The sequence below is a fragment of the Maritalea sp. genome (assembly GCF_047634455.1).
Classification (GTDB): Bacteria; Pseudomonadota; Alphaproteobacteria; order Rhizobiales; family Devosiaceae; genus Maritalea.
This window is the reverse complement of sequence record NZ_JBLIAI010000011.1, coordinates 1-20,057: the sequence shown is the minus strand read 5'-3', so window position 1 is coordinate 20,057 and position 20,057 is coordinate 1. Positions and strand designations below refer to the sequence as shown.

The following is a 20,057-nucleotide window of genomic DNA, read 5'->3' as shown; positions in this document are numbered from 1 at the left end:
TATTCGCGTTCGGTTGAACATAAAAAAACCCCGCACACAAGATGCGGGGCTTCACGAATTCGGGAATGTGCCGTTGCTGTTAGAAATCGAAACCACGCTCTTTCAAGAGGGTGCGCAATTTAATCGCAATTTCGGTTTCCAAATTGGACTTCCAAATGCTTGCTGCAGATTCGATGTTTTTGCCGATGGCTTGGTTATTTGCCAGCACTTTTTGACCCACCGGTGTTTCATAGAAAGCAACAATTTCACTGAGTTCTTCAACAGAGAACCGTACAGCGTAGATGCGGGCAAAACTGTCGTGCAGTTCGTTGTCGCCGTCAAAATAGCTGATCGCTACGTCTTTTGCCGCTGTGGCTATCGATGCTGCGATTTCCGGATTTTGCTGAACCAAAAACTGCATTGCTGTTTTGGACGTGTCCACAATCACCCGCTCATAGAGGTAGCCAGTGTCTGTCATGGCAACATACTTTTTGGCGAGCGCCAGATGTTCAGGCCCAATTTCTTGCGCCTGTGCGCCAAAAGAAAGCAGAACCGCCGCGCTTGCCGCAATCGTCCATGTCGAAATGTATTTCAAAATTGCCATTGGTTTATTCCCTCTTAAACCGTATCGCCTATAGCAACGACCCCATCGGGGCTTGCCAAATAGGCCGCTGAACAAATATCCAAGAATAGGCCATGTTGGACCACGCCCGGAACGTCCAGCAATGCGTTTGATAGTGCTTTTGCATCCGAAATGCGGCCAAAAGATGCATCCATAATAAAATGTCCACCGTCGGTCACAAATGTTTCACCGCCCATTCTTTTGCGCAGGACCAAGCCACCTTGTGCGCCGAACGTGGCCATTATTTTTTTGACTAGGTTGGTCGTTGCCCCGAGGCCAAACTTATTTACTTCAATCGGCAACGGAAATGCACCCAAGCTGTCAACCATTTTGCTGGTATCCGCGATCACGATCATTTTTTTTGAAGCCGCGGCAACTATTTTCTCGCGCAGAAGCGCGCCACCGCCCCCTTTAATCAAATATCTATTGCCGTCGATCTCGTCGGCGCCGTCAACGGTGACGTCTAGCGTGTCGATTTCATCCAAAGTCGTAAGCGGAATATTCAGTGAGCGGGCTTGAGCGGCCGTTACTTCGGAGGTCGGCACACAAATGCACTCAAAACCATTGGCCACTTCGGCACCCAAAAAATCCACAAAATGTTTTGCGGTTGAACCCGTACCCAAGCCGATGCGCATACCCGAGCGCACTTCCTGCATGGCGGCCTTTGCGGCCAACTTTTTTAGTTCATCACTCATTTGCCCAACCCTTATTTGTCTAACCTGCGGATTTTTTCAGCCACTTAGCAGCCACAAGTGCCGCAAAACAACGATTTTAATCGGATTCGGGCAATAAAGTGCACCAACAAAATTTGCGCAAACGATGTATTAACCATAATATATCAATTGTGGCATGGATAATATTGGTGAGGTTCGTGCGTTGGGCACTGAAGGTTGAGGATTAAGACATGAAAGCATTTAGGATTGGGGTGGCGTTTTTGTTGTCGGCAGTTTTGTTGACCCTTGTGACGACGACGGCGCAGGCAAAACGTGTATATGACCCCATTAAAAAAGAATGGTACGACACCGACGACGTAAAGACAAACTCTCGTGGTGGCTCAAAAGTCAAACGTCAAGAAGTCGCATACGAAACGAAACTGGGCAAAGGCACAATCGTTGTTGAGACGTCCGAGCGACGCCTCTATTTTGTTTTGGGCAACGGCCGCGCCATCCGATATGGCGTTGGCGTTGGTCGCGAGGGCTTCCAATGGTCCGGCACAAACCGCATTAGCCGCAAGGCTGAGTGGCCGGGTTGGACCCCGCCTCCTGCAATGCGCAAGCGTGTTCCAGGTCTTCCGGCATATATGCCAGGTGGTCCGAAAAACCCATTGGGCGCACGCGCACTTTATATTGGCAGCACACTTTATCGATTGCACGGCACCTCGGAACCTTGGACCATTGGCCAGGCCGTGTCATCAGGCTGCATCCGTTTGGTAAATAGTGATATTATCGATCTCTACGAACGGGCAAAAGTTGGTGCAAAGGTGATCGTTCGCCGATAGAATGATCGCAGTTCACTAAGAATTGAAGGCTGCCTGGCAAAAAGTGGGCGGCCTTTTTTGTTGCGCTGATTGCCATTTGGCGATGTGCTACCTAAATTGATAAGCATGAGCAAAACCAATTCACCCATACGCCCGCTGATTGACCGCTTTGGTCGACATGTTGAGTATCTGCGCATCTCAGTGACAGATCGCTGCGACTTCCGCTGCACCTATTGCATGTCCGAAAATATGAGCTTCCTGCCAAAAAGCCAGGTTCTCAGTTTGGAAGAGATTGAGCAGATTGCGTCCGTATTCATCGACCGAGGTGTCAAAAAACTCAGACTGACAGGCGGTGAGCCATTGGTGCGGCGCGATATTATGACGCTTGTGGAACGACTAGGTGACCGTTTACAAAGTGGTTTAGAAGAGTTGACGCTCACAACCAATGGCAGTCAACTGCGCCGCCATGCACCGGCGCTGTTTCAGCATGGGGTAAAGCGGATCAATGTTTCATTGGACACCCGCGACCCCGCAAAATTCGCTGCCATCACACGTTGGGGCAAGTTAAGCCAAGTCTTGGATGGCATTGATGCAGCGCTGGAGGCGGGCCTGCGTGTTAAAATCAACATGGTGGCCATACGCGGTGAGAATGACCACGAAATTGTGCCTATGATGGAATGGGCACATCAAAAAGGCATGGACTTAACCCTTATTGAAACCATGCCGATGGGTGCGGTAGACATTGAACGTGCAGACCAATATTTGCCGCTTAACCAAGTTCAAGAACGTCTTGCAAAACAATTCACTTTAACTGAGGATCCACTTAAAACTGGCGGGCCCGCGCGTTATTTACGAGTTGGGGAGACCGGCGGCAGGCTGGGCCTAATTACCCCCCTCACCCACAATTTTTGTGAAGGCTGTAACCGCGTTCGACTGACCGCAACTGGCGATTTGTATTTGTGCCTGGGTCAAGACGATAAGGTCAGTTTACGTGATCCGCTGCGTGAAGGCGGTATCGAAGCAATAGATGGGCTTTTGGACCACGCAATAGACATCAAGCCGAAGGGTCATGACTTTGAAATTGACCGCAAAAAACCGCAGCGCAATGTCCGCCGGCACATGTCGGTTACCGGCGGCTAATGGCCTAGTCGTCCTTGTCAACGATGAATTGCAAGGGCAACGCCGTGGTATATTTGATTTGCTCCATGGCAAATGACGAACTCACGTCGCTCATGGACATTTCAGCGATCAACTTTTGATAGAATCTATCATAGTGTGCAATGTCGGGTACAACCACGCGCAGAACATAATCCACATCACCGCTCATGCGATAGAACTCAACAACCTCGTCATGTGCTTCCACCACAGCCGCGAAATCTTTCAGCCATTTTTCGTGATGTTGGTTGGTGCGAACAGAAACGAACACGGTGACCCCCGCATTCACTTTGGCCGGGTCCAAGATGGCGACCCGTCGCTTGATGACGCCGTCTTCCTCCATTTTTTGAATGCGCCGCCAGCAAGGTGTGGTCGATAGCCCAACCTTTTTACCGATCTCGGCCACCGGTGTTGTCGAGTTTTGTTGCAGCAAAGTCAAAATTTTGCGATCAATTTTATCGAGCACGACGGCACCTCATGTAGGAAAAATTGCTATTATCGGCAAAAAACATAACTCAATTCGAAAATCATCGCAACGATTTCGAAACTCGATAGAATGTCATTTTAAAACCCAAGGTTTCGCCATAACCAAGAGATCGGATTTTCGATATCAGTATTTGCACCTGAATTGCGTCGCCAATCCTTGGGCAATTCAAATTCGCCTTGCCAGACACCAAGCCGATTACGCCGCGCAATTGCCTCGTCAAACCCATAATCACCAAAACTAACGGCCCAGCCATTTGTCACCATCCATTTGCCGATATCTTTGCCCTCGACATAACAAATCGCCAACGACCTGCGGTATTTGTCGAAGCCCTGGACCGCACACCGAACCGTTTTATTGTCAATGAGTTTGGCAAGTGCGCTTTTGGATTGCTGTCCGCAAGGCCATTGATTTTTCACATTGCCGCAAGATTGATCAAATTCTGGCGCGTCGATGCCAACAATCCTGATTTTTTCACTTTTCATCTCAAGACTATCGCCATCAACAACCCGCACGAGGCCTTTCAGCTCGGTCATAGGTGCTTGGTTTGCATATATGACCATCCAGATCAGGGCAGCACCAAACGCCAGCGCCAGCAAAAGCTGTGCAAAAAGGCGAATAATTCTATAAAATCTTTGCAACTCAAAGTGTCCGTAACTTGAGATTAACCATCATTAGTTAGTCTTTTTTAGATAACAGAGAATTGCGCGCAGCGCCGGACAATTGTGAGTATTGCGTATCATGTCCACATCACCACTGCAGGATCAGGCGGTATTAGCCCGTTCGGGCGCGACGCGTTCGCGTCAGCGAACCGTTAGTGATGCGCGGCAAAAACTGACCTCCAGCTCTGGCACAAAAGCGTCATACGATTTCGAATTGCTAAATGAATATGCAAACACGCGCAAATCTGGCGCATGGGGCATGCCTATTCTGATAATTGTACTGTCTGTGCTGGCACTCGTGTGGGTCCAACCTATTGCAATTGGTATTTGGGCAAGTTCTGTTGTTCTGACCCACTTTGCTGTTGTGCTGACCTGCCGCCAATTCCTTGGGGCAGAAAGAAGCGAATTTGAAGCGCGCCGGCACGCGACAACGTTCATCATTGTTGAAGCGATATATGGCTTGGCATGGGCAAGCCTGGCTATATTTCCGTCGATGAAACTGGGCCAAGACGTTTTGGTTATTCAATGGGCGATATTGATGGTGGGCATCGCGGCAAATGCAATTTCAAGTCGGGCTATTCCTTCTGCGACATTAGCAAACTCACTACCTGCGGTCTTTGCCGTGAGTGCGACACTGGTTTTTTCCGGTGGCATACTAAGTTATGCGCTGGCTGTTTTGGCCATAGGCGGCGGCGTGTTTTTCAATTACTTATCGCGCACACTGCACAGCTCTGCGTTAAAGAGCATTGAGCATCGCGCTGAAAAAGATTCGCTGATTTACGAGCTTGAAGAAGCAAAATTAATGTCAGACGAAGCACGCAGAGAGGCCGAACAGGCAAATATCGCAAAATCGCGGTTTTTGGCCACTATGAGCCATGAATTGCGCACACCGCTCAATGCCATTATTGGGTTTTCTGAGGTCATGAAGTCCGAATTATTGGGGCCAATGGAAAACCCGCAATACAAAGACTATGCTGTCGACATTCACGCGTCTGGCGAACACCTGCTCAACTTGATCAACGAATTGCTTGACCTTTCGCGCATTGAAGCTGGCAAATATGATTTGAACGAAGAAGCAATATCACTTGTAGATATTGGCGAAGATTGCCGTCGGATGCTTGAAATCCGTGCCCGCGCCAAGAGCGTTGAACTGGTGGCGGAATTCGACGATAATTTATCGCGGCTTTGGGGCGACGAACGGGCGATCAGGCAGGTCTGCCTCAACTTATTGTCAAACGCAATAAAGTTCACGCCTGAGAGTGGCCGGATCATTTTCAAGATCGGTGAAGGTGAAGACGGCACACAAATTATGTCTGTGCGTGACAATGGCCCGGGCATTCCCGAAAGTGAAATCGCAACCGTTCTGTCCTCGTTTGGTCAAGGCTCATTGGCTGCAAAAACCGCTGAGCAAGGTGCAGGACTTGGCTTGCCAATTGTGCAAAAAATCATGGAACTGCATCAGGGGCGATTTGACCTGTTCTCAAAATTACGATTCGGCACGGAAGCCATCGCCAGTTTCCCGAAATCGCGGGTTCTGAACGCAATGGCTCCCGTGGTTAAAAGGCCCAAGTTAGAGATCTACAAAAAACACAGCTAATCCCTAGCTTGCCGATTTTCCGGCAACAGCGGCTTCTTCAAATGTCGCCATATTTTGGTGCACATGCAGGGCGGTTTTAACAATTGAAGCGGCAATTGCTGCGCCGGAACCCTCGCCCAACCGCATGCCCAAATCGAACAATGGTTTCTTGCCCATTTTGGCGAGCACTTCTGTGTGCGCAGCTTCAGCTGATTGGTGCGCAAAAATGCAATGATCAAGCGCCATCGGGTTAGCCGCGTACACCACAGCCGCTGCCGCAGTGGCCACAAATCCATCAACAATCACCGGAACCTTGTTGTGCCGTGCCGCGATGATTGCACCAACCATGGCTGCAATTTCCCGTCCACCTAATCGCGCAAGCGCATCAAATGGGGTTTTGAGGTGGTCTTTGTGCAATTCCAATCCGCGATCAACAGCAGATGCTTTGCGCGCCATCCCTTCGTCATCAACGCCTGTGCCACGCCCCACCCAGTCTTCACCTGTGCCGCCAAACAGCGTTGCATAGATCGCCGCTGCCGATGTTGTGTTTCCGATCCCCATTTCGCCGATGCACAGCAGATCGGGTTTGCCCGCAATTGCCTCCATCCCGTAGGCCAAAGTCGCGGCACAGGTTTTGTCGTCCATTGCCGCTTCTTGGGTAAAATCACCTGTTGGCAATTCAAGCGCCAATTCGAACACGCGTAAATTCAATTCGTGCAATGCGCACATTTGCGAAATTGCCGCGCCGCCATTGGTAAAATTTGCGACCATTTGAACGGTCACTTCGGGCGGAAATGCTGATACACCTTGCTTGGTTACGCCGTGATTACCGGCAAATATAGCAACCATTGGGTTTTTGAGTGTCGGCTGGCCGTTTTCCTGCCAACGGGCAAGATGCTCAACCATTTTTTCCAATTCGCCGAGTGATCCTGCTGGTTTTGTCAGCTGTGCATCGCGGGCGCGTACTTCATCAACTGCTTGCTCGCTGCCCATTGGCAACAATGCCAACAATTCTTCAAAATCGGCAAAAGGACTTTTTACTGTTGGTTCGGACATGCTATCGACTCTTATAATAGTTTCTGGGGTAGCTCTTCTTACCCCACTGTTGAGGAATTGCAATTGACCAAAAGCGGTAAAGTGTCAGCGCCTGCCCCCCGAAATGACAATCGCGGCGATGCGCCACAAGACCAGGCCAAGACCTATTTGGTTGGCGCTATTTTGATGGGCCTGCGGTTTTATTCGCGGCTTCCGACCGGCGAAAATGGCCATGAGAGATTTGATTTTGCTGCCATGGTACGCCCGCTGGCAATTCCAAGTTTGATCATTGGCGCAGGCCCGGCATTCGCACTGGTACTACTTGTTGTTTTGGGTGCGCCGCCATTTTTTGCAGCCGCGACCGCACTGGGACTGTCCGCAATCGTTACGGGTGCCATGGCTGAAGATGCGTTTGCCGATGCCATGGATGGCCTATTTGGTGGGCAAACAATCGAACGCCGGCTTGAGATCATGCATGACAGCCGCCACGGGACTTATGGCACGCTTGGCATTGTTATTCCTTTCGCGCTTCGCGCCTTTAGTCTTGGCGCGCTTGTTGCAGCTGCACCCGTTGCAGCCGCAGCAATTTGGCTTGGTGCGACGGTACTTTCGCGATCAGGTGCGACGTGGATTGCGCACCAATTGCCGCCCGCTCGCGCGGATGGAATATCCGCAAATGCGGGTAAACTATCAACAAATTCATGCTACATTGGCATTGGGTTTGCCGTTATTGCATCATTCATGTTGATGGTGCCACTGGGTGGGCTCGGTCGCTGGCTAGTTGCAATAGCAGTTGCTACAATCGCACTGGTTTTGTGGCGGCAATTATTGGTCAAACTAATTGGTGGCCAGACGGGCGACACAATAGGGGCGGCGCAATTGCTACTTGAAATCGCCATATTGTCTTCGTTTATGTTTGGTATGGGGCAATAACTGCGCGGTGCGCGCCACCAAGGAGATTATGATGCTCTTTATCGGAATGGCCCTGATTGTGTCAGTGGCACTTGCATTTTTGGTATCCGCCGATGTTGGTGCGCTGATTGGACTTGAGCAGCACCAATTCGGTCAATTGGTGATGCTGGTCGCGGTTTTGGTGCTGGTTGCTGGCGGCAGTTTTGGTCGACGTATGCGGTTCAAAGAAATGTTCTCAGGTGCGATCTTATGGGTCGGCATTTTTGGCCTCGCATTTGTTGGATATAGTTTTCGCACTGAGCTGGAACAATATGGCACGCGCTTTTTGTCCGAGTTTAACCCCGGCTCAGCATATGTAAGTGCAGACGGTGACACAGTGCGGTTTCGTCGATCTATGGGCGGATCATTTTTGGTGGCGGGTGATGTGAATGGTGGCACGGTGAAGTTTGTCTTTGACACAGGTGCAACATCCGTTGTGTTGACCGTTGACGACGCCAAGCGTGCAGGTATCGATCTTGAAAAGCTGCGCTACAACGTACCCGTGAGCACTGCAAATGGCGAAGCAAAAGCCGCTTTTGTCAAAATTGAGCGAATTCAAGTTGGCAATATTGAACGGCGCAACATAGATGCGTTTGTTGCTCAAGCTGGTCGGTTGGATACCAGCCTTTTAGGCATGAGTTTTTTGCAGACGTTAACGTCCTACACTGTCACCAAAGACGCACTTGAATTGCGCGACTAGCTGGCTTTTGCAAGCGCCAGACCTTCGATCAGAATATCAAACGCTTGAGAAATCAAAGCCGGACTCGCGCCGGGTTTGACCGCTTCAACCGTCAACAACTGACGGTATCGGCGCGCACCCGGCTTGCCAAACCCGAGGCCCAACATGTGGCGCACAATCTGATTCAATCTTGCCCCGTTAGTCATTTGAATTTCAGCATAATTCATCATCACTTCACAAAGTGATTCAAGTGAAATCCCCGGCACGTCATCGCCGTAAAACAGCGCATCAACGCCGCGCAATAGCCCTGGATTGTAGTAGGCGGCGCGCCCAAGCATCACGCCATCCACATGTTGTAAATGCTGATGACATGCTTCAAGCGTTTCAATGCCCCCATTGATCATCAAGGGCAGATCACCCACGTGATTTTTCAGTCGATAAACGCGATCATAATCCAGCGGCGGCACTTCGCGATTTTCTTTCGGCGATAGTCCCTTCAACCAAGCTTTGCGCGCATGCACATAAAGCGCATCAACTTTGGCGCCGAGCATGTGATCCACAAATATCCGCAAGTCTGTTTCACTGTCTTGATCGTCAATACCAATGCGGCATTTTACTGTGACTGGCTTGTCCGTCGCGTCGCGCATGGCCCGCACGCAATCGGCCACCAATTCCGGTTCTGCCATGAGGCAAGCGCCGAATTTGCCAGACTGCACACGGTCAGACGGGCAACCAATGTTGAGGTTAATTTCATCATAATTGAACGTCGTGCAAAGCGCGGTTGCGGCGGCCAATTCCGTTGGGTCAGAGCCCCCAAGCTGCGCCGCAATCGGATGCTCAACATCATCATTGTAGTTCAACAGCCAATCCGCACCGCCCCGGATTAACGCGGCACTGGTGACCATTTCGGTGAACAACAATGCATGGCGCGACAATTGGCGGTGGAAAAACCGACAATGCTTATCTGTCCAATCCATCATAGGTGCCACGGAAAATGTGCGTGCTTTGGGGTCCAAAACTGCTGCCTTGCTTGTCATAAAAGGTCGATTTCGAGCGCGTTATAGAATGGATGGAGCAAAAATGCAGCTATTTTTTGAAAACTGGGTGCCATTGCTCGCCAAAACGCTCTACTGCGACGCCTCTATCTTGGGTATAGTTTTGGCACAGTCAAGTTAAGCGGGCTGGTCTACAGGCAAGGAAATTTGTATGCTCAAACAGCTGTTTAATGTCGGTATTCAGGCCGTCCTTGGCGCGAACTGCGTTGCGGCAGCGATAAATGCGCGGCCCATTTTAAAGCCCGTGCATGTGCTGGCCATCGGCAAGGCCGCCGTTTCTATGTTTGACGGCCTGCGCAAAACAGATACCGAAATTGAAACAGCGCTTTTGATCACAAAGCATGGCCATGCCGACAGGGTCACGTTTAACCCTCACGTCGAAATCATCGAATCCGCACACCCTGAGCCAGACCAATCATCATTGATCGCCGGGCAGAAGGCGCTTGATTGGGTAAAATCTAGGCCTCAAAGCTCGACATTGCTGTTTTTGGTGTCCGGTGGCGCTTCGGCTTTGGCAGAAGTCCTAATCGACGGCATCACGTTGGACCAGCTATCGACAATGACCAAAAATGCGCTCACCAGCGGTCTTGCCATTGGTGATATCAACCAGCGCCGTATGGAAATGTCAGCGATTAAGGGCGGGAAGTTGCTGGCGAATTTTCCCGGCAAACGGGCGACTGTGCTGTATATTTCAGATGTTGAAGGCGATCACATCGGAATTGTCGGCTCCGGCATTGGTGCTTGTCCTTTACCCCCCAATTTTGAATATGAATGCCAGCTGGTCGCGTCAAATGAAATCGCACGCAATGAAATTGCCAAAGCTGCGAAAAACATGGGTCTTGAGGTGATTGAAAACGCTGACCTCCTGTTTGACGACGTGGAAATACTGGCCCCGCGCTTGGCACAACGGGTGCTGGAAGGCCAAAACGGCCTATATATTTGGGGTGGTGAGAGCACCGTAAAACTGCCGCCAAATCCGGGATTGGGGGGACGCAACCAGTGCCTTGGTTTGATGTTTGCTAAAGAAATAGCCGGACATTCGGGCATCACCGGGCTTTTCGCTGGAACTGATGGCACCGACGGGCCAACGATTAACGCTGGAGCACTTGTTAATGGCAAAACGTTTACTGCCCAGCCCGGCGCGCAGGCAGCATTGGAAGCTGCAAATTCTGGCGCTTATCTTCAGGCATGCAAGGTAATTTTTCGAACCGGGCCAACGGGTACGAACGTGATGGATTTAGCGCTCATCCATAAAGAATAGCCAACCCTAGCGCGAGCTAGACTGCGGGCAGCAGTTTCAATTTGGTGTCGAGTTCGTGCAGCGCCAACCGGAAAAGCGCTTCAAGCGGCAGCGTGTGGCCACTTTCCTTTTCGCGTAACCGCACACGCGCCCAAATCGCATCGTCGCGTACGGCGTCCAAAAAATCATGGCCGTGCCAAGTCAGCGAATGAGGATACCACGGTGCCGAATTATCAAACCCATGACCTTCAATCGCATGAATCAGATTTCCCTCATGCATCAACCGCACATGCTGGTAAATTGTTACATCATCGTACGCGTTGTGCGGCAAGTGGATATTGCCCGGCTCGTCATCCACAGAGTTCTCAACCGCAATCAAAATCGTGCGCACAAGGTCCATATTGCGTTTCATATAGCGCCCCTTTGGTTTTATCGCTGCGAACTAAAGAATGAACGCATTTGGCGATGGCCGCTTTGCGGTGGATCAAATGGGGCTTCTCGACTATCCCCCGTGACAAACGGCCTCATCCAATCCATGTGAATTGACAAATATCAATTATTGACTCATCATCACCAAATGGCCACTTGCTCTCGCCCATAAAGATAGAGGCGATCAAGGGATGAAATGCCACGGGTTAGCTCGTGGTTGTCTCTTGAGGTGAAGTGGAATCCATAAATCCCCTCAAAAGCCACCACCACGGGTTCAATTTAACAATTGATACGTGGAGCATATAATGACACATCACACATCTACCAACGAAGTTTGGGCCGAGCCGTTTAAAATCAAAATGGTTGAGCTTTTGAAAGTCACAACCAAGGAAGACCGCGAAAAGGCCATCGTTGAGGCGGGTTACAATACGTTTTTGCTGAAATCTGAAGATGTTTACATCGATTTGCTGACCGACAGTGGCGTCGGTGCCATGTCAGATCGCCAGTGGGCGGGCATGATGATGGGCGACGAGGCCTATGCGGGCAGCGCCAATTTTTATCACCTGGAAGCCACAGTAAAGAAATACTATTCGTACAAATATACGGTACCCACCCACCAGGGGCGCGGTGCGGAAAATATCCTGTCGCAGATCATGATCAAGCCGGGCGATTATTTGCCGGGTAATATGTATTTTACCACTACACGTTTGCACCAAGAACTGGCGGGCGGCAAATTTGTTGATGTGATTATTGATGAGGCGCACGATCCAGCGTCCACCCACCCATTCAAAGGCAATGTGGATATGGGTAAGCTCGACAAGCTGGTGGCCGAAGTCGGCGCGGACAAAATCCCCTATGTGTGTATCGCCACAGCGGTGAACATGGCGGGTGGGCAACCGATCTCCATCGCCAACTTAAAAGAGCTGCGCGCATGGTGTGACAAGCATGACATTATGATCGTGCACGACATGACCCGCGTGGCGGAAAACGCCTATTTCATCCAACAACGCGAAGATGGGTATCGTGAGAAATCTGTCGCCGAAATCGTCTATGAAATCTGTTCGTTGACCGACGCGGCCACCATGTCCTCAAAAAAGGATGCGATGGTCAATATCGGTGGCTTTTTGGCAATGAACAGTGAAAAGCTTTATGAAGAAGCCTGCAACCTTGTGGTGGTTTATGAGGGTCTGCACACCTATGGCGGCATGGCAGGCCGCGACATGGAAGCGCTGGCCATCGGCATTACTGAAAGCGTGCAGGATGCGCACATGCGGGCGCGGGTTGGTCAGGTTGAATATCTGGGCAATCGATTGATCGAGCGCGGGGTGCCGATTGTGCGGCCAATTGGTGGCCATGCGGTGTTCCTGGATGCGCGGGCAATCTTGCCGCATATTCCACAAGACCAGTACCCAGCGCAGGCTTTGGCCGCTGCACTTTATGTGGATGCGGGTGTTAGGGTCATGGAACGGGGCGCTGTCTCCGCTGGGCGCGACAAAGAAACGGGCAAAGAATTTATGCCCAAACTCGAACTTGTGCGCTTAACCATCCCCCGCCGCGTATACACACAGGCGCATATGGATGTGGTGGTTGAAAGCGTATCCCGGGTGATGGAACGCGCCGACAAAATCAAAGGGCTCAAATTTAGCTATGAGCCTGAATATTTGCGCTTTTTCCGGGGCATGTTTGAAGAAGTATCTGCGTAAAATAAGCAATAGTGGTCGCTGGAAACGGCGACCACCATACGCCTTGCACTTTTGGCATATCTCATGATCCAAAACCTGGGGCAAATCTCCGCATATTTTACTTGCACTATTGCATAATCAACTTAAACAGCATCCCATTGAAATCATGGATTTCAATCGGGTGCGGGACCTATGATTAGCGTGTGCGGGCAGGCCTCCCCCAAGAGCTTACTAAAATGGCAGGCGCCGCGCGGCTTGTCATCAAATTGCTTGAAGGTTCACAGGGCGTTGGCGTAATGCTAACCGACACAGTCAATGCAACCAAATCTGTGGACGACATCAAAGACGCAACCGGCATTCGTTTGTCCGGCAAAATGATCTAATTTTTGGAACTCAACGCGAAGCCAGCAAAAGCTCGCACGAAAGGCAAAGGCCAGTGCCAAACCGACCCGCATTCACCCTTGGGACTCACGAAATTGCGGCAGGTACACGGAAAACCGTGGACCTGCCGGTCAGTGTAATGTCAGACCACACTCCCGTCACGATGAGCGCGCATGTGGTACATGGCCGCCTACCCGGCCCTACAATTTTTGTGTCCGCAGCTGTGCATGGCGACGAAGTTATTGGCGTGGAAATTGTGCGGCGTTTGCTGAACAGCAAAAAGCTGTCTGGGTTGCGTGGTACTCTGCTCGCCATCCCAATCGTGAACTCGTTCGGTTTCATGAACCATTCGCGATACTTGCCGGACAGGCGCGACTTGAACCGTTCGTTTCCCGGCAGTGCGCAGGGCTCGTTGGCCGCACGGCTGGCGCATATCTTTCTTGAAGAGATCGTCAAAAAATCCGACTACGGCATTGATTTGCACTCCGCCGCTGTGAATCGATCGAATTTGCCACAAGCGCGCGTTTCGCATAAATCGGACAAGGCAAGGGAGTTGGCACAAGCATTTGGTGCGCCGATTACATTGCTGTCCCCGCTTCGTGATGGTTCATTACGACAAGTGGCAGACGCCCTTGAAACACCGATGGTGCTTTACGAAGCTGGTGAGGGTTTGCGGTTTGACGAGCATGCCGCCAAAATGGGTGTGACCGGCATTTTGCGGGTGATGAGCCATCTTGGCATGCTCAGCGCAAAAGCTGTAAAACTGCCCAAAGTGAAGCCACTCTTGTCATTTTCCAGCTATTGGGAACGCGCACCTGCGGGTGGCGTTATGCGCACGTTCAAAGGCAATGGCGAAATTGTCCAAGAAGGCACCGTCTTGAGCATCATCTCGGACCCGTTTGGCGAGAAAGAAGTGGAAGTGAAAGCCACCTATTCCGGCTTGATCATTGGGCGTACCAATCTGCCCGTTGTCAATGAAGGCGACGGCTTGTTCCACATTGCTAAAATTAAAGGCTCCGACGAATTGGCTGAAGTTGCACTCGGCCATTTGCAAACCCAGGTCGAAACAGAAGCCGAAGCGATGTTCGACGAAGACGAGATTATTTAGTCCAAAGTTGCCTTGTGCGACTTAAATAACTATCCAAAGTTGCCGGGCTACGGCCCGTCAGCTCTATCACGTCGCTGGTGATCGTCTCGGCCTTGCCAAAACGTTGCACGGTATAGAGTGCGGTCATTACCAAGGCAAGTCCGATTGGGTATCCGCTCGCGATCTTTTGCCAAATAAAGCCGATAATAGTTGCAGGGCGATAAGCAATTTTTCGACCTGCCACAGCGCTCAACTTGACTGCAACATCATCAAAGCTGAGTGCTTCTGCTCCTGTAAGTTCAATCCCTTCGCCAATGTATTTGTCATCGTTTAGCGCCACCTCAATGCAGCGTGCAATGTCCCCAACATCAATGAATGATGAACGCCCAGCACCCGCCGGCACAGATATTTCATCGTGCTCGCGAATATTCTCAAAGTGGACCGTCTCAAGATTTTGCATGAAGTCGCTTGGTCGTATCATCGTCCAGGCAAAACCCATTTCCTGCGTAAGTTTTTCCAGTTTGTGATGCGGCAGAAAACTGTTGCTGGCTGCGCCCAACACCGACAGCACAATTACGCGCTTTATGTCTTGAGCTTTTGCAGCATCTAAAAACGGACGAAAGACTTCTGGTTTCGTAACCTGCGGCGGTCGCATCAAGAAAATGGCTTCCACCCCAGCCAACGCCGGGGCAAAACTTGCCTCATCCTCAAACGAAAACTGTATCCATTCAACTTTATTTGTAGATTTTTTTTGCCGCTGGCTCGCAGCCACGATTTTGCATTTACCCGTTAGATGTGCAACTAGCGCACCGCCCACTCGTCCGGTCGCCCCTGTAACGAATATCTTGGAATAGATCACTTGAGCCTCCAACGGCATTATTGCTATGCAAGATGTCTAGCATGCCACGCGATATGTTCGTGCATGAAGGTTGAGACAAACGGATAATAATGGTCGTACCCCGCTTGGATACGCATGATGAGATTGATGTCTGTGTCTTTTGCGGCATCCACCAGCGCTTGAGGGCGGCACCCTTCTTCCATCCACTGATCAACATCGCCTTGATCGACCAAAATTGGCGAAAAACGCTTTCCATTCGAAATCAGATCACATGCATCATATTGGCGCCATGTAGCTTGATCGCTTCCCAAATATTTCTCAAATGAAGGCTTGGACCAACTTGCTTCTGATGGCCGACAAATAGGCGCGAACGCCGAGCAGCTCTTGAACCGTTCTGGGTTCTTCAACGCAATTGTTAGTGCCCCATGACCACCCATTGAATGGCCCGTGATCGACTGACGGGACATGTCGGCGTTGAAATGCTTACCAATCAATTCTGGCAACTCATCTACCAAATATGCGTACATATTGTAGTTTTTATCGAATGGCGCTTGTGTCGCATCCAAATAGAAACCGGCTGCGCTGCCGAACATCCAATTGTCAGGCTCGTCTGGCACATCTTCACCACGTGGTGATGTGTCTGGGCACACGATAATGATGCCCTTTTGCGCCGCCATTTGGCGATATTCTCCCTTGTCCATCACGTTTGAATGATCGCATGTCAGGCCAGATAAGTACCAAAGAACCGGGCAAGGTTTTGTGGTGGCTTGTGGGGGCACAAAAACGGCAAATGTCATCTCACAATTGCATGTGCTTGAGGCGTGTTTATAAACACCTTGTGTGCCGCCATGCGACCGGGTTTCAGAAACGGTTTGCATATCGGCTCCTTAGAATTTCACGACGCCGCGAATGCTTTCGCCTTTGCGCATCAAATCAAAACCGTCATTGATTTTATCCAGACCCATCGTGTGGGTAATTAGTGGATCAATTTCAATTTTGCCGTCCATGTACCAATCAACAATTTTCGGAACGTCCGTACGCCCTTTCGCGCCACCAAACGCCGTGCCACGCCAATTGCGCCCGGTGACCAATTGGAATGGCCGGGTAGAGATTTCTTGGCCCGCACCGGCCACACCGATAATAATCGACGTGCCCCAACCCTTGTGGCAGCATTCCAGTGCTTGACGCATCACATTGACGTTGCCAATGCATTCAAATGAATAGTCTGCGCCGCCTTTGGTCAAATCGACGATGTAAGCCACCAGATCGCCTTCAACTTCGTTTGGATTGACGAAATGGGTCATGCCAAACCGCTCACCCCAAGCTTTACGGGCCGGGTTGAGATCAACACCCACAATCATATTAGCGCCAGCCAACCGCGCGCCCTGAATAACATTCAAGCCGATACCGCCAAGGCCGAACACGACCACATTGTCGCCGGGTTGCACTTTGGCGGTATTTATCACCGCGCCGATGCCGGTCGTCACCCCACAACCGATGTAGCAAATGCTTTCAAACGGTGCGTCTTCGCGCACTTTGGCTAAGGCAATTTCTGGCACCACAGTAAAGTTCGCAAATGTCGAAGTGCCCATATAGTGAAACGCTGGCTCGCCTTTAATCGAAAAACGCGACGTGCCATCCGGCATTAAACCTTGGCCCTGGGTTGTGCGAATTTTTTGACACAAGTTGGTTTTACCCGACGTGCAATAATCGCACTCGCGGCACTCAGGTGTATAGAGCGGTATGACGTGATCGCCCTTTTTAAGCGTTGTGACGCCCGGTCCCACATCAACAACAATGCCCGCACCCTCATGACCCAAAATGGCGGGAAAGATGCCTTCGGGGTCAGCGCCGGAAAGCGTGAATTCGTCCGTGTGGCAAATGCCCGTGGCTTTGATTTCGACGAGAACTTCGCCCTCTTTCGGGCCTTCCAAATCGACTTCAATCACTTCAAGCGGCTTACCCGCTTCAAAGGCCACTGCTGCTCTGGTTTTCATATCCGTCTCCCAATACAATAAATATTCGGGCCAGTATTAGGCCCAGAAATCATAGTCGCCGCTGGCACTCGAGATACCGATCTCAGTCAGAAAAAACGCGAAGCCTGCCGATATGAGAAGCATAGCGGCAATAAACATCACAGCAATCAACATCGAAAGATCTGGCGCCAAATAATCACCAATGAAGATGCTTATCACAACAAGGCAAACCAAAAACCCTGCAGTCACCACACAGGCTACACCCCATTGAAGGAGCTTCAACTTTCGTTTTAAGCGGGCTGCAATATCAAGTTCCAACTCACCCAACTCTCCTTTAGATGGGCTGAGTATGATTTCACGAGCTTGATCAGTTGCGCGGGCCATGCGGTTTGAAAGGACAGTTAGAAAGGCAGCAATCGCCGTTAATAAAAACACTGGCGCCACCGACAATTGGATTTCTTGCGCAATGCTTCTCGATTCAACAATCAGTTCCATGTCATTCCCCTTAGTAAGCGATGCAATAAATTTAAGCAGAAACCAGAATAGTAACGGCATTGATGATTGCTTCAACAGCGACGGCCGCCAAGATCATGCCCATCACACGGCTCACAATCGCGGCTCCACCCGTGCCAATCAATTTTAGAATTTGCGATGCCAAAAGCATGCAAACCAGAGCAGAAAGCATCACCACCAACATGATTCCAGCAGTCATGGCCTGATCAACCACACTGAACCGATGATTGTCAGTCAACATCACAATAGCCAACATCGCACCCGGAGAAGCAAGAGACGGCACCGCTAGAGGGAAGATTGCCGGCGAATGCCTATTCATATCACTATCGTCAATGTCGCCTGTCTTAACGGGGACGAGATTTGCGTCTGTGAATATCATCGAAAGCGCAAACAAGAAAAGCACTAACCCGCCTGCAATTTGGAATGCTTCCAAACTAATACCGAGCGCTTCTAGCAAAAATTGCCCCATTAGTAAGAAAAAGAGCAGCACGCAAGAAGCAACAATTGCCGCTTTTATGGCGATTACCTTGCGGTCTGCTCCCGTTGATGCAGCAGTAACTGCCACAAATACTGGAATCGTGCCGATCGGGTCCACGACGACCCAAAGCGTGACAAATTGCTCAAACAGGTTTTGCATCAATGCACGTTCCTTAGGATAATCTGCGATGGCAGGGGCGAGAATCAAGCGCTTCTATCGCGAATTTTTATTGGCTCAAGCACCTTCTTTTCAATCAATTTAGTGCCATAATCGTAGCGTGCATGCTAGCAAATGCGAATCTGTATTCACAGCAATGTTTTTGAGATTTAGAGCAATTTGATGAATAGGCTTGAGCGCCAACAAATACTCGCCAAAGTTGAAAGGCTTTTGGCACGCCACAAAGCTGGCGATTTGGGTGGCGAAAAAATGCCTGAGGACGTGCATCCTAACCTGCCGCTCGATGGCAAAGAACTGATCCATTATTTTACGCTCGGCATGTGCCTGAATTACCAACGCAATTCTTATGGGTTGTGGGAAGCATGTACAGCGACCTTTTCTGATCAAACGACCAGATGGGTGTTTGACCCAAGCGATGTGCTTGCGGCCTCGACCGAAGACTTACGAGCTGCATTGTTGAAGTACAAAGTCGCGCTGCAACCAAACAAACACGTAGAGAATTGGCAGCGTGTTTCCGGCGGGATTTGCAAACACGGCGACGGAGATATGCGCACAATCCTGACGAAACATGGCCACGATATTGCGCATATCCGAGACTACATCCAAACCAACAAGCGAGATTTTCCTTATCTTGCAGGCAACAAGATTTGTAATTATTGGCTCTATGTGTTGTTGCAATACACGGATATCCCGTTGATCAACAAGCAAGCCCTGTCGGTTGCGCCAGATACCCACGTCATTCAAGCCAGCGCTAAGCTTGGGTTGCTTACCTCAGCGGAGATCAAACGAAGTGATGTTGGTATGCTCACCGCTCAAGCTTGGCAAGACGTTCTTGCAGGAACCGGACTTGCGCCCATTGATGTCCACACACCATTGTGGCTTTGGAGCCGTGGTGGATTTCAGGATTTGGGAATATAGGCATGAGTGTCGTGATTGAAACTATTGGCGAAATTGACGGCAAACCGTTTGAGCGGATTGTTTTGAAAAGCGAGCAAGCTGAAATTGCAATTCTATCGCTTGGTGGCACCACTCAAAGTTGGTTGATCCCTACCGAAAATGGTCCATTGGACGTCGTGTTGGGTTATGACGACCCACATGATTATCTTGATAATCCTGACTATTTGGGCACCATTGTCGGGCGCGTGGCGAACCGGATTTCAGGCCCTGGATTTACACTTGACGGTACCCACTATCCGTTGAGCGAAAATGGCCCCGGTATGATGTTGCATGGCGGAACCAAGGGGCTGAGCAAACGCAACTGGACCGTTGAAACTTCGGGCGAAACTTTCGTTCAGCTGACATACCACTCTCCACATCTTGAGGAAGGTTTTCCCGGAAACGTCGAGTTTTCGATGCTGATCACGCTCGACGGTGCACGGCTGACATATGAGATTACCGCAAAGGTTGATCGACCTACGCCGATCAATTTTGCGCAGCACAATTATTACAATTTGATGGGCAACGGACCAATTTGGGATCACCAATTGCAAGTGAATGCTGATCACTACACGCCCCTTGGCGACGATCTGCTGCCAACCGGTGAAACCGAAAGCATTACGGGCACATCATTTGATTTCCGCA

At 50.4% G+C, this 20,057-nt stretch carries 22 protein-coding genes and 1 pseudogene; 11 read left to right on the top strand and 12 right to left on the bottom strand.

Annotation, left to right across the window (positions count from 1 at the left end):
- Positions 1 to 79: 79 nt before the first annotated feature.
- Entirely contained in the window at positions 80 to 583 is a 504-nt protein-coding gene (locus ACJAZW_RS05085) for a DUF2059 domain-containing protein (protein WP_415155793.1), read from the bottom strand.
- A 14-nt stretch (positions 584 to 597) separates the two neighbouring features.
- A complete protein-coding gene (gene rpiA, locus ACJAZW_RS05080) occupies positions 598 to 1,296 on the bottom strand; it encodes a ribose-5-phosphate isomerase RpiA (RefSeq protein WP_415155792.1) in 699 nt (232 codons plus the stop codon).
- 209 nt (positions 1,297 to 1,505) lie between these two features.
- Here rpiA and ACJAZW_RS05075 point away from each other — a divergent pair, with 209 nt between their 5' ends.
- Together ACJAZW_RS05075 and moaA are read left to right on the top strand one after the other, a co-directional pair.
- The gene (locus tag ACJAZW_RS05075) at positions 1,506 to 2,099 is read left to right on the top strand and encodes a L,D-transpeptidase (protein WP_415155791.1); all 594 of its coding nucleotides are present in this window, start codon (positions 1,506 to 1,508) and stop codon (positions 2,097 to 2,099) included.
- A 105-nt stretch (positions 2,100 to 2,204) separates the two neighbouring features.
- Positions 2,205 to 3,218, top strand: coding sequence for a GTP 3',8-cyclase MoaA (gene moaA, locus ACJAZW_RS05070; RefSeq protein WP_415155790.1), 1,014 nt, complete (start codon positions 2,205 to 2,207; stop codon positions 3,216 to 3,218).
- Between the two features lie 4 nt (positions 3,219 to 3,222).
- On the opposite strand, the gene ACJAZW_RS05065 is transcribed toward moaA, so the two are convergent.
- Positions 3,223 to 3,699, bottom strand: a complete 477-nt coding sequence (locus tag ACJAZW_RS05065) for an Lrp/AsnC family transcriptional regulator (protein ID WP_415155789.1) — start codon at positions 3,697 to 3,699, stop codon at positions 3,223 to 3,225.
- Between the two features lie 98 nt (positions 3,700 to 3,797).
- Positions 3,798 to 4,358: a thermonuclease family protein gene (locus ACJAZW_RS05060; RefSeq protein WP_415155788.1), complete on the bottom strand. Its 561-nt coding sequence runs from the start codon at positions 4,356 to 4,358 to the stop codon at positions 3,798 to 3,800.
- A 100-nt stretch (positions 4,359 to 4,458) separates the two neighbouring features.
- On the opposite strand from ACJAZW_RS05060, the gene ACJAZW_RS05055 reads away from it, so the two are divergent.
- A complete protein-coding gene (locus tag ACJAZW_RS05055; RefSeq protein WP_415155787.1) occupies positions 4,459 to 5,976 on the top strand; it encodes a sensor histidine kinase in 1,518 nt (505 codons plus the stop codon).
- Positions 5,977 to 5,979: 3 nt separating this feature from the next.
- Here ACJAZW_RS05055 and cobT read toward each other — a convergent pair whose 3' ends face one another.
- Positions 5,980 to 7,011, bottom strand: a complete 1,032-nt coding sequence (gene cobT, locus ACJAZW_RS05050) for a nicotinate-nucleotide--dimethylbenzimidazole phosphoribosyltransferase (RefSeq protein WP_415155786.1) — start codon at positions 7,009 to 7,011, stop codon at positions 5,980 to 5,982.
- Between the two features lie 63 nt (positions 7,012 to 7,074).
- Here cobT and ACJAZW_RS05045 point away from each other — a divergent pair, with 63 nt between their 5' ends.
- Together ACJAZW_RS05045 and ACJAZW_RS05040 are read left to right on the top strand one after the other, a co-directional pair.
- Positions 7,075 to 7,923 (top strand): adenosylcobinamide-GDP ribazoletransferase, encoded by an 849-nt coding sequence (locus ACJAZW_RS05045; RefSeq protein ID WP_415155785.1) that lies wholly within the window; start codon positions 7,075 to 7,077, stop codon positions 7,921 to 7,923.
- Between the two features lie 28 nt (positions 7,924 to 7,951).
- On the top strand, positions 7,952 to 8,641 hold the full coding sequence (locus tag ACJAZW_RS05040) for a TIGR02281 family clan AA aspartic protease (RefSeq protein ID WP_415155784.1): 690 nt from the start codon (positions 7,952 to 7,954) through the stop codon (positions 8,639 to 8,641).
- On the opposite strand, the gene dusA is transcribed toward ACJAZW_RS05040, so the two are convergent.
- Complete coding sequence (dusA, locus tag ACJAZW_RS05035) at positions 8,638 to 9,657, bottom strand: tRNA dihydrouridine(20/20a) synthase DusA (RefSeq protein WP_415155783.1); 1,020 nt, start codon at positions 9,655 to 9,657, stop codon at positions 8,638 to 8,640. The two genes, ACJAZW_RS05040 and dusA, sit on opposite strands and share 4 nt — an antisense overlap.
- A gap of 169 nt (positions 9,658 to 9,826) precedes the next feature.
- Here dusA and ACJAZW_RS05030 point away from each other — a divergent pair, with 169 nt between their 5' ends.
- Positions 9,827 to 10,936 carry a DUF4147 domain-containing protein gene (locus ACJAZW_RS05030; RefSeq protein ID WP_415155782.1) on the top strand — a complete coding sequence of 370 codons (1,110 nt, stop codon included), beginning with the start codon at positions 9,827 to 9,829 and terminating at the stop codon, positions 10,934 to 10,936.
- Between the two features lie 16 nt (positions 10,937 to 10,952).
- Here the strand turns inward: ACJAZW_RS05030 and ACJAZW_RS05025 are convergent, their stop codons facing one another.
- On the bottom strand, positions 10,953 to 11,327 hold the full coding sequence (locus tag ACJAZW_RS05025) for a DUF2513 domain-containing protein (protein WP_415155781.1): 375 nt from the start codon (positions 11,325 to 11,327) through the stop codon (positions 10,953 to 10,955).
- Positions 11,328 to 11,649: 322 nt separating this feature from the next.
- On the opposite strand from ACJAZW_RS05025, the gene ACJAZW_RS05020 reads away from it, so the two are divergent.
- From ACJAZW_RS05020 to ACJAZW_RS05010, 3 genes are all read left to right on the top strand, one after another.
- Positions 11,650 to 13,047, top strand: a complete 1,398-nt coding sequence (locus ACJAZW_RS05020) for a tyrosine phenol-lyase (RefSeq protein WP_415155780.1) — start codon at positions 11,650 to 11,652, stop codon at positions 13,045 to 13,047.
- 215 nt (positions 13,048 to 13,262) lie between these two features.
- Entirely contained in the window at positions 13,263 to 13,409 is a 147-nt protein-coding gene (locus ACJAZW_RS05015; RefSeq protein ID WP_415155779.1) for a hypothetical protein, read from the top strand.
- Positions 13,410 to 13,546: 137 nt separating this feature from the next.
- On the top strand, positions 13,547 to 14,515 hold the full coding sequence (locus ACJAZW_RS05010; protein WP_415155778.1) for a succinylglutamate desuccinylase/aspartoacylase family protein: 969 nt from the start codon (positions 13,547 to 13,549) through the stop codon (positions 14,513 to 14,515).
- Here ACJAZW_RS05010 and ACJAZW_RS05005 read toward each other — a convergent pair.
- From ACJAZW_RS05005 to ACJAZW_RS04985, 5 genes are read right to left on the bottom strand one after another with little or no spacing between them, the layout of a single operon-like run.
- Positions 14,508 to 15,353, bottom strand: coding sequence for an NmrA family NAD(P)-binding protein (locus ACJAZW_RS05005; RefSeq protein WP_415155777.1), 846 nt, complete (start codon positions 15,351 to 15,353; stop codon positions 14,508 to 14,510). The two genes, ACJAZW_RS05010 and ACJAZW_RS05005, sit on opposite strands and share 8 nt — an antisense overlap.
- Before the next feature lie 23 nt (positions 15,354 to 15,376).
- A complete protein-coding gene (fghA, locus tag ACJAZW_RS05000) occupies positions 15,377 to 16,210 on the bottom strand; it encodes an S-formylglutathione hydrolase (RefSeq protein ID WP_415155776.1) in 834 nt (277 codons plus the stop codon).
- A 9-nt stretch (positions 16,211 to 16,219) separates the two neighbouring features.
- On the bottom strand, positions 16,220 to 17,329 hold the full coding sequence (locus ACJAZW_RS04995; protein WP_415155775.1) for an S-(hydroxymethyl)glutathione dehydrogenase/class III alcohol dehydrogenase: 1,110 nt from the start codon (positions 17,327 to 17,329) through the stop codon (positions 16,220 to 16,222).
- A gap of 36 nt (positions 17,330 to 17,365) precedes the next feature.
- Positions 17,366 to 17,803, bottom strand: coding sequence for a DUF2721 domain-containing protein (locus ACJAZW_RS04990; protein WP_415155774.1), 438 nt, complete (start codon positions 17,801 to 17,803; stop codon positions 17,366 to 17,368).
- A 31-nt stretch (positions 17,804 to 17,834) separates the two neighbouring features.
- A complete protein-coding gene (locus ACJAZW_RS04985) occupies positions 17,835 to 18,506 on the bottom strand; it encodes a MarC family protein (protein ID WP_415155773.1) in 672 nt (223 codons plus the stop codon).
- A gap of 132 nt (positions 18,507 to 18,638) precedes the next feature.
- Here ACJAZW_RS04985 and ACJAZW_RS04980 point away from each other — a divergent pair, with 132 nt between their 5' ends.
- Both ACJAZW_RS04980 and ACJAZW_RS04975 read left to right on the top strand, forming a co-directional pair.
- The gene (locus ACJAZW_RS04980; protein WP_415155772.1) at positions 18,639 to 19,394 is read left to right on the top strand and encodes a hypothetical protein; all 756 of its coding nucleotides are present in this window, start codon (positions 18,639 to 18,641) and stop codon (positions 19,392 to 19,394) included.
- 2 nt (positions 19,395 to 19,396) lie between these two features.
- A pseudogene (locus tag ACJAZW_RS04975) lies at positions 19,397 to 20,057 on the top strand (galactose mutarotase); the annotation flags it as partial.